The organism is Streptomyces sp. UH6 (assembly GCF_013421635.1).
GTDB classification, from domain to species: Bacteria; Actinomycetota; Actinomycetes; order Streptomycetales; family Streptomycetaceae; genus Streptomyces; species Streptomyces abyssomicinicus.
Window position 1 is genome coordinate 1 of the sequence record NZ_JACADT010000119.1, and the last position, 9,626, is coordinate 9,626.

The window sequence follows — 9,626 nt, forward strand, 5'->3', positions numbered from 1 at the left end:
TCCAGGGCGCGCAGGCCCAGCGCCAGCGAGAGCGGCGCGGTCACGAGGACGGCGAGCACGGCCATGAGCCGGATCACCGAGGGGTCGGTCGGCATGGCCGGACCGTACAAGGGGGCCGCCGCACGGCGGCGGACGCCGCGGCAAAGACCCGGCGAACATCCGATGACCAGACCGGAGCGCACTCTTCCCGGACGCATGGCCGAACATCTGCGCTAGATTTTGCCTCTCCTTGACCGCTGATCATTCACCCCTGGAGCCGACCTCCATGAACGACATCCTCGACGGCCTCGGCCGGGCCACCGCCTACGGCGCCCTGGGCGTGGTCCTGCTGATCCTCGGCATCTTCCTGATCGACGCGCTGACGCCCGGCAAGCTGGGGCAGCAGATCTGGCAGCAGCGCAACCGCAACGCCGCCGTGCTGCTCAGCTCGGCCCTCCTGGGCATCGGCGGGATCGTCTTCACGTCGATCTGGACCACCTACGACGACTTCGGCAAGGGCCTGGTGTCGACCGCGGTCTTCGGCCTGCTGGGGCTGGTGATGATGGCCGTGGCCTTCCTGGTGGTGGACCTGGTCACCCCGGGCAAGCTGGGCGCCACGCTGGTGGATCCCGAGCCGCACCCCGCCGTGTGGGTGACCGCCTCCTGCAACCTGGCGGTGGCCGCGATCGTCTCCGCGTCCATCGCCTGAGTCCGGGCCGCGCCGTCCGCGGCCCTGCATGGCCCGCCCGGGCCGCCGTCGGGGCCGGGCCTGCCCGCGTGCCACCCGCGCGGGCGGGCCCCGGGGCCGCCGGCCTCCCCGTTTCCGCCGTTAACTTCCAGGGCCCTCACGACGCGTTTCGGACCGCGGCGAACATCCGTCACGTCCGCCCCATTGACGCTGGGTCAGATCGTGCATGACCATGACCGGCTACCGGAGTTGGGAGCGCTCCCAATCCGGTTGGGCACACCCGTGACCACCCGCACCGCGACCGAGGAGCCCCGGACGTGAAACGACGCAGAACCACCTTGCTCGGTGTGACGGCCCTGTTGGCGGCCGCCCTGGCCCTGCCCGCCGGCCCGGCGGGCGCCGACGAGGTCGAGCTGATCAGGAACGGCACCTTCGACTCCTCCACCGATCCCTGGTGGAGCAGCGCGGGTGTCACCACCGCCCTCGAGGACGGTGAGCTGTGCGCCGCGATACCCGGCGGCACCGCCAACCGCTGGGACGCCATCGTCGGCCACAACGACCTGACCCTCCAGGCGGGCCAGACCTACCGGCTGTCCTTCTCGGCCACCGGCACCCCGGCCGACCACGTGGTACGGGCCGTGGTGGGCCTGGCCGTGGATCCCTACGACACCTACTTCGAGGTCAGCCCGCAGCTGAGCGTCTCGGGCAACGCGTACACGTACACCTTCACCGCCCCGGCCGACACGTCGCAGGCCCAGGTCGCCTTCCAGGCCGGCGGCAGCGCCGACGCGTGGCGGATGTGCCTGGACGACATCTCGCTCGTCGGGGGCGTGCCGCCCGAGCAGTACGAGCCGGACACCGGGCCGCGGGTCCGGGTGAACCAGGTCGCCTACCTCCCCAAGGGGCCGAAGAACGCGACGCTGGTCACCGAGGCGGCCGGCGCTCTGCCGTGGGAGCTGCGGAAGGCCGACGGCGTCACGGTGGCCCGCGGCAGGACCGTGCCGCGCGGCACCGACACCTCCTCGGGGCAGAACGTCCACTCGGTGGACTTCGGCTCCTACCGCGGCACCGGCAAGGGCTTCGTGCTGGTCGCCGACGGCGAGACCAGCCGCCCCTTCGACATCTCCGCCGAGGCCTACGAGCGGCTCCGGCTGGACTCCCTGAAGTTCTACTACACCCAGCGCAGCGGCCAGGAGATCCGCGACGACCTGCGCCCGGGCTACGGCCGCCCGGCGGGCCACGTCGGTGAGGCGCCCAACCAGGGCGACTCCTCCGTGCCCTGCCAGCCGGGCGTGTGCGACTACTCCCTGGACGTCACCGGCGGCTGGTACGACGCCGGCGACCACGGCAAGTACGTCGTCAACGGCGGCATCTCCACCTGGGAGCTGCTGCGTACCTACGAGCGCTCGCTGTACGCGCCGACCGGCAGCCCGGGCGCCCTGCGCGACGGGAGCCTGCGCGTCCCGGAGTCCGGCAACAAGGTGCCGGACGTCCTGGACGAGGCGCGCTGGGAGCTGGAGTTCCTGCTGAAGATGCAGGTGCCGGACGGGCAGCCGCTGGCCGGCATGGCGCACCACAAGATCCACGACTCGGAGTGGACCGGACTGCCGCTGCTGCCGCACCTCGACCCGAAGAAGCGTGAGCTGCACCCGCCGACCACCACGGCCACCCTGAACCTGGCGGCCACCGCGGCGCAGGCGGCCCGCCTCTACAAGCCGTACGACCGGGCGTTCGCGAAGGAGGCCCTGAACTCCGCCCGCACCGCCTGGCGGGCCGCCCTCGCCCACCCGGACGTCCTGCCGGACCCCGACGACGGCATCGGCGGCGGCGCCTACCCGGACACCGACGCCTCCGACGAGTTCTACTGGGCGGCCGCGCAGCTCTACCTGACCACGGGTGACGCCGAGTTCGAGCGGTTCATCCTCAAGTCCCCCGTGCACACGGCGGACATCTGGAACCCGCTCGGTTTCGACTGGCAGCGCACCGCGGCGGCCGGCCGGCTGGACCTGGCCACCGTGCCGAACCGGCTCCCCGGCCTGCGGTCCGTGCGCGCGTCCGTGGTCAAGGGCGCCGAGAAGTACCTGACCACCCTGCGCGAGCACCCCTACGGCATGCCGTACGCCCCGAAGGACAACGTCTACGACTGGGGCTCCAACGCGCAGATCCTCAACAACGCCCATGTGATCGCCACCGCCTACGACCTGACCGGTGACCGGCGGTACCGGGACGGGGCGCTGCAGAGCCTGGACTACATCCTGGGCCGCAACGCGCTGAACATCTCGTACGTGACCGGCTACGGCGACGTCACCTCGGTGAACCAGCACAGCCGGTGGTACGCCCACCAGCTGGAGCCGAGCCTGCCCAACCCGCCGGCGGGCACGCTCTCCGGCGGCCCGAACTCCAGCATCCAGGACCCGGTGGCGCAGAGCCTGCTGCGGGGCTGCACGGGTCAGTTCTGCTACGTGGACGACATCCAGTCGTGGTCCACCAACGAGCTGACGATCAACTGGAACGCGGCCCTCGCCTGGATGGCGTCGTTCGCGGCGGACCAGGGGTAGTCGCCGGACGGCACCACGGTTCCCGGTGCGCCGGGCGGGAGGAGGTCCCCGCCCGGCGCACCGGGGCGTCCGGCGGCGGCCGCCGGGCCGGCCGCCTGAGTGTTCAGCGGGCGGCCCCCGCGAAGGGGACCTCCAGGGCCGGCTGCCCGGTGGTCACCTCGCCGGCCGGGTGCGTCCACAGCCCGCGGGAGGCGAGACGGGGCAGGACGCCCTCGCCGAACCAGTAGGCCTCCTCCAGGTGCGGGTACCCGGAGAGGACGAACTCCTCGATGCCGAGGGCGTGGTACTCCTCGATCCGGTCCGCGACCTCCTCGTGGCTGCCCACCAGCGCGGTGCCGGCGCCGCCGCGGACCAGGCCGATGCCGGCCCAGAGGTTCGGGTGGATCTCCAGGCCGTCGGTGCCGCCGCCGTGCAGCTCCAGCATGCGGCGCTGCCCTTCCGACTCGCTGCGGGCGAGCCCTTCCTGCACCGCCCGCACCGTCTCCGGGGCGAACCCCTCCAGCAGCCTCCGCGCCTCGGCCCAGGCCAGGTCCGGGGTGTCGCGGGTGATGACGTGCAGCCGGATGCCGAACCGGACCCGGCGGCCGCGCGCCTCGGCGAGCGCCCGGACCCGGGCGATCTTTTCGGCGACCGCGGCGGGCGGTTCGCCCCAGGTGAGGTAGACGTCGACGTGCCGTGCGGCCACCTCCAGGGCGAGCGGCGAGGATCCGCCGAAGTAGACCGGCGGCACCGTCCCGGGCAGCCGGTTCAGCTCGGCCTCCTCGACCCGCAGGTGCTTCCCGGTCCGGGTGACCCGCTCCCCCGCCCAGAGCCCGCGGACGATGTCCAGGAACTCGTCGGTGCGTTCGTAGCGCCCGTCCTTGTCCAGGAAGTCGCCGTAGGCGCGCTGCTCCCGGCTCTCACCGCCGGTCACCACGTTGACCAGCAGCCGCCCGCCGGTGTGCCGTTGATAGGTGGAGGCCATCTGGGCGGCGAGGGTGGGTGAGACCGCGTCGGGCCGGAAGGCGACGAGGAACTTGAGCCGCTCGGTGCGCTGACTCACCATGGCGGTGGTCAGCCAGGCGTCCTCGCACCAGGCGCCGGTGGGGGTGAGCGCGCCGGTGAAGCCGAGGTCCTCGGCCGCGCGGGCGATCTGGGACAGGTAGCCGACGGTGGGCGGCCGGTCGCCTCCGGCCGCGCCGGGGCGGACACCGTGGCCGCCGCCGACGACGTGGCGGCTGTCGCCGCTGGTGGGCAGGAACCAGTGGAAGGTGAGGTTCACCGGAGGGTACGCCTTTCGGTGGGTGCGGTGGACACGGAACGGGCGGCGGACGCGCAGAGGGTGACGGACGCGGGGAGGACGGCGGACGCGGGGAGGGCGACGGGCGCGCCCGTGACGGGCGCCCCGGTGAGGACCGGCCGGGTGGCGGGACGCCCTTCGCTCATGCGGCGACCGCGCGCACGACCGCGCGGCGGGTGCGCTCCTGGAGGGCGGCGGAGAACTGGTCGACCACTCCTTCCAGCGCCCTGGCGGTGTGCTCGGCGACGGTCACCGTGCCGTCCTCGGCCACGGTGATGTCCTTGTCGAGGGTGAACCAGCCCTGCACGATGTGGCCGGCGCCCATGGAGCTCAGCACCGGACGGAGCGCGTAGTCGATGGCGAGGACGTGCGCGGTGGAGCCGCCGGTGGCCAGCGGCAGCACCGTCTTGTCCGCCAGCGCGTACTGCGGAAGCAGGTCCAGCAGCGACTTCAGCAGACCCGAGTAGGCCGCCTTGTAGACGGGGGTGCCGATCACCACGCCGTCCGCCTCGGCCACCAGGGAGGTGGCGGAGACGATCGCGGGATGCGTGAAGTCGGCGCCCAGCAGCGCCTCGGCGGGCAGGGTGCGGACGTCCAGGGGGACCACCCGGTGGCCCTGGCCGGTCAGCCGGGCGTCGAGGTGGCGCAGCAGGCGCGCGGTGCGGGAGGTCGGGGACGGGCTGCCGGAGAGGGAGAGGACGGTGGCCATGAGGTGTGCCTCCTGGGAGTGGGGCGGTGGTCTGCGGGACGGGCCGGCGCGCACGGGTCCGCCCGTGGTCCCGCGCACTGCCCGCCGGGCGGGCGCGGTCGCGGCACGGAACGGACCAGGGCCGGACGGACCGGAAACGGACGGACCGGAACGGACGCCGGAACGGACTCGGGTCGGGAGAGCCCCGGAACGGGGAGAAGCACGGACCTGTCCTCGCCGGGACGCGCGGCGGGCGGCGGGCGGGATCGGGACCCGCCGGCCGCGACCGGGCAGGTGGCCGGCCCGGCTACCGTCCGGTGGCCGTCCGGTCACCGCTCGGCGGCGGTGCCGGGGTCCGCCGGTGCGGCGGAGAGGAAGGACCGACCGGTGGGAGAACCGGTGTCAGACCACGCGACAGAGCGCTGCGGCGACACGGACCAGGTCGACGCAGCGGCGACAGGTGAGCATCGGGCGCGGCATGCTCCGATGCAAACACGGCGGTTTCACGGACGTCAACGCGTGGCCGCCATGCGAGACGCCGCGCCGGCCGCGTCAGCAGGCACAATGGGCAGCCGTACAGGCCGAGTCGGGCGAAGGAGCGTGCCCACATGTCCATGGTCGGCAACCTGCGCAAGGTGGCGCGGCTGGCGCGGCGCAGCCGGCGGGTGGACCTCAACCACCCCGCGCGCTCGCCCCTCGGCTCCACGGTGGTGAACTGCGTCGTCTACCGCGACGGCGTCCGGCAGGACGGTCCCGGCAGCGTCGACGAGGCGGTCCGCCTCGCGCGCAGGCACCGCGACGGCTTCGTCTGGCTGGGCCTGCACGAGCCGGACGCCGAGCAGTTCACCGACGTCGCCGAGTTGTTCGGGCTCCACCCGCTGGCGGTGGAGGACGCAGTCCACGCCCATCAGCGGCCCAAGGTGGAGCAGTACGGCGACGTCCTGTTCTCGGTCTTCAAGACGGTCACCTTCGTCGAGCACGCCGAACTGACCGCGACCAGCGAGGTCGTGGACACCGGCGAGATCATGGTCTTCACCGGTCCCCGCTTCGTGGTCACCGTCCGCCACGGCAGCCACGGTTCGCTGGGCCCGCTGCGTGAGCAACTCGAGTCCCTGCCAAGCCATTTGGCCGAGGGCCCCTCGGCGGTGCTGCACGCGGTCGCCGACCATGTCGTCGACGAGTACCTCACGGTGGCGGCGGCCCTCCAGGACGACATGGAGGCCGTCGAGACGCAGGTCTTCTCGCCGGACAACCGCACCGCCGACCCCGGCCGGATCTACCAGCTCAAGCGCGAACTCCTGGAGTTCAAGCGGGCGGCCGTGCCGCTCGCGCAGCCGCTGGCCCGGCTGGCGGCCGATCCGGCAGCACCGGTCACCGAGGAGATACGGGCCTACTTCCGCGACGTGGCCGACCATCTGGCGCGGGTCACCGAACAGATCACCGCCTTCGACGCCCTGCTGGACTCGGTGCTGCAGGCCCACCTCGCCCAGGTGACGGTCGCCCAGAACGAGGACATGCGGAAGATCACCGCATGGGCGGCGATCATCGCCGTCCCCACCATGGTGTGCGGCGTCTACGGGATGAACTTCGAGCACATGCCCGAGCTGGGCTGGCGCTACGGATACGCCTACGCCCTCGGCCTGATCGTGGTCGCCTGCTTCTTCATCCACCGGGGTTTCAAGCGCAACGGCTGGCTGTGACGGCGCGCAGGGCGCATAGTCGGATGACCCCCGGCCGCAGCGGGGTGTGACGAAGCGGGAGTGACGAAGCGGGAGTGACGCAGTGAGCCCCACCGAGACGCCTGTCGAGCAGTTGGACGTCCTTGTCGTCGGAGCCGGCGTGTCCGGGATCGGCGCCGGGCGGTATCTGAAGACCGAACACCCGGCGAAGTCCTTCGCCGTCCTCGAGGGACGTGGCGCCCCGGGCGGCACCTGGGACCTGTTCCGCTACCCGGGCATCCGCTCCGACTCCGACCTGCACACCTTCGGCTACGCGTTCAAGCCGTGGCGGGACCGGCAGGCCATCGCCGACGCGCCGCGGATTCTGGCGTACCTGCGCGAGACGGTGGAGGAGAACGGGCTCGACGCCCACATCCGGTACCACCACCGCGTCGTCGCCCTCTCCTGGTCGAGCGCGGAGGCCCGCTGGCTGGCCGAGGTGGAGCGCACCGACAGCGGCGAGCGGCTGCGGCTGGCCGCGCGCTGGGTGTTCTGCGCCGGTGGCTACTACCGCTACGACCAGGGCCACACCCCCCACTTCGAGGGCCGGGAGGACTTCCGCGGCACCGTCGTCCACCCCCAGCAGTGGCCCGAGGACCTGGACCACGCCGGGAAGCGGGTGGTGGTGATCGGCAGCGGGGCCACCGCCGTCACCCTGGTCCCCGCGCTGGCCGCGACGGCGTCGCACGTCACCATGCTCCAGCGCACGCCCACGTACGTCATGCCGGTGCCCCGTGAGGACGCGGTGGCCGTCGCCCTGCGCAAGTGGTTCGGCGAGAAACGCGGTCACACCCTGACGCGGCACAAGAACATCCTCCAGCAGCGCGCCCTGTGGTCGTTCGCCCAGCGGTTCCCGAGGACCGCGCGGAAACTGATCCGCTGGGTCAACATCCGCCATCTGCCGGAGGGTTATCCGGTCGACGAGCACTTCAACCCGCCGTACGACCCCTGGGACCAGCGGCTGTGCGCGGTCCCGGACGGCGACCTGTTCACGGCGATCCGCAGGGGAACGGCCGAAGTGGTCACCGACCGCGTCGCCCGGTTCACGGAGCGGGGAATCCTGCTGGAGTCGGGCCGGGAGCTGGAGGCGGACGTCGTGGTCACCGCCACCGGTCTGACCGTGCAGGCGGTCGGCGGCATCGCGCTCACCGTCGACGGCGAGCCCGTGCGGCTCGCGGACACCGTCGCCTACAAGGGGATGATGCTCTCCGGGGTACCGAACTTCGTTATCGCCATCGGTTACACCAACTCCTCGTGGACGCTGAAGATCGGCCTGCTCTGCGAGCACTTCTGCCGCCTGCTGTCCCACCTGGACGCCCACGGGTACGACGCGGCCTGCCCGGAGGTGAGCGATGCCGACATGCCGACGCGTCCCTTCCTGGACTTCGCCGCCGGCTACATCCGCAGAGCGGTGGACCAGCTCCCGCGCCAGGGCGACCGGATGCCGTGGCTGACGTCGATGAGCTACCACTCCGACGTGAAGCTGCTCCGCTCCGACGACGTGACCGACCCCGAGCTGCGGCTCTTCCGCGCCACCGGGGAGGGTGACGCGGAGCCGCTCACACGTCCCGCCGGCGAACGGCGAGCACCGTGACCGAGACCGCCACCGCCGCCCACACCGCGTAGACGGTCCAGGCCCCGGCCTCCGTCCAGGGGTGGGGGGACGGCGCCGATCCGGCGGGGGCGGTCAGCCGGAGCCAGGCCGCGAGGAGCAGCGCGTGCCGCGCGAGCGCCGTCCAGTACCGGTCCTCGCCGAGCAGCAACGGCAGCACCAGCACCGCGGTCACCGAGGCGAGGACGGTGGCGGCCGTACGGCGGAGCGCGGCGGCCAGGGCGAGTCCGGTCAGCGCGCAGACGGGAGCGAGCAGCGCGGACGCCAGGAGCACCCGCGGGACGCCGGGACCGTCCATGGCGATGCCCACGCCGCGGCCGTCGAGGATCGCCTGGGTGAGGAGGAAGGAGACCACCGTCACGAGCGCACCCCATGCGGTGGCGAAGGCCGCGACCACCACGGCCTTCGCCGCCGTCACCGCGGACCGGGCCGGGACGGCCGTGAACGTGCTGCGCAGGGCGCCGGTGGCGAACTCGCCGAGGAGCGGCAGCGCTCCGAGGACGCACAGGGTCACCGTCGTCACCACGGCGGCGTTGACGGTGAACGCCTCCTGGAGCGGTAGGCCGGCCCGCACGAACGCGGCCCGGTCCGCGGGCGTCCGCTCCTCCCAGTGCGCGTAGGTGTCGTAGGCGGTACCGGCGTTGAGGCCGATCACCGCCAGGGCCGCGGCACCGTGGGCGATCCAGGTGGAGCGCAGGGACCGCAGCTTGATCCACTCGGCTGCCGCCAGGTCCGCGAAGCGGGGCCGGGGCTCCTCCTGCGGCACGGTGGGCGGTGCGGTCCGGGGCGAGGCGTGCGGTGCGGCGGTCATCGGGCGTCTCCCGTCGGATACTGGACGGCTTCGGCGGTCAGGCGCATGAACGCCTCCTCCAGCGAGGGCCGTTCCTCCTGGAGCCGGGAGAGCGGGATGCCGTGCCGCTGGGCGATCTCCCCGACGCGCCCCGCGTCCAGGCCGGTCACGACGAGCAGGCCGTCCTCCGTCCGCACGCTCGCGCCCTCGGCGGTGAGCGGACCGCGGAGCGCGTCGGCGGCCGGCGTGGCCACGGTGACCCGCTGCCGGCAGCCCCGGGCCGAGAACGCGGCGAGGCCCTCCGCCGCGATCAG

General features: G+C 72.9%; 7 protein-coding genes and 1 pseudogene. 4 read left to right on the forward strand and 4 right to left on the reverse strand.

Features of this window, described 5'->3' with window-relative positions; translation table 11 throughout:
• Window positions 1-265: 265 nt before the first annotated feature.
• Both HW445_RS09475 and HW445_RS09480 read left to right on the forward strand, forming a co-directional pair.
• Window positions 266-688, forward strand: a complete 423-nt coding sequence (locus tag HW445_RS09475) for a DUF350 domain-containing protein (RefSeq protein ID WP_180220586.1) — start codon at window positions 266-268, stop codon at window positions 686-688.
• A gap of 296 nt (window positions 689-984) precedes the next feature.
• Complete coding sequence (locus HW445_RS09480; RefSeq protein ID WP_180220587.1) at window positions 985-3,225, forward strand: glycoside hydrolase family 9 protein; 2,241 nt, start codon at window positions 985-987, stop codon at window positions 3,223-3,225.
• 103 nt (window positions 3,226-3,328) lie between these two features.
• On the opposite strand, the gene HW445_RS09485 is transcribed toward HW445_RS09480, so the two are convergent.
• Entirely contained in the window at window positions 3,329-4,486 is a 1,158-nt protein-coding gene (locus tag HW445_RS09485) for an LLM class flavin-dependent oxidoreductase (protein ID WP_180220588.1), read from the reverse strand.
• A 160-nt stretch (window positions 4,487-4,646) separates the two neighbouring features.
• On the reverse strand, window positions 4,647-5,213 hold the full coding sequence (ssuE, locus tag HW445_RS09490; protein WP_180220589.1) for an NADPH-dependent FMN reductase: 567 nt from the start codon (window positions 5,211-5,213) through the stop codon (window positions 4,647-4,649).
• A gap of 587 nt (window positions 5,214-5,800) precedes the next feature.
• Between ssuE and HW445_RS09495 the strand changes: the two genes are divergently transcribed.
• Window positions 5,801-6,892, forward strand: coding sequence for a magnesium and cobalt transport protein CorA (locus tag HW445_RS09495; RefSeq protein ID WP_180220590.1), 1,092 nt, complete (start codon window positions 5,801-5,803; stop codon window positions 6,890-6,892).
• An 82-nt stretch (window positions 6,893-6,974) separates the two neighbouring features.
• A complete protein-coding gene (locus HW445_RS09500) occupies window positions 6,975-8,504 on the forward strand; it encodes an NAD(P)/FAD-dependent oxidoreductase (RefSeq protein ID WP_180220591.1) in 1,530 nt (509 codons plus the stop codon).
• Here the strand turns inward: HW445_RS09500 and HW445_RS09505 are convergent.
• Both HW445_RS09505 and HW445_RS09510 read right to left on the reverse strand, forming a co-directional pair.
• Complete coding sequence (locus tag HW445_RS09505) at window positions 8,470-9,333, reverse strand: ABC transporter permease (RefSeq protein ID WP_180220592.1); 864 nt, start codon at window positions 9,331-9,333, stop codon at window positions 8,470-8,472. The genes HW445_RS09500 and HW445_RS09505 overlap by 35 nt on opposite strands.
• A pseudogene (locus HW445_RS09510) lies at window positions 9,330-9,626 on the reverse strand (DUF4162 domain-containing protein); the annotation flags it as partial. The gene HW445_RS09505 and the pseudogene HW445_RS09510, both read right to left, overlap by 4 nt.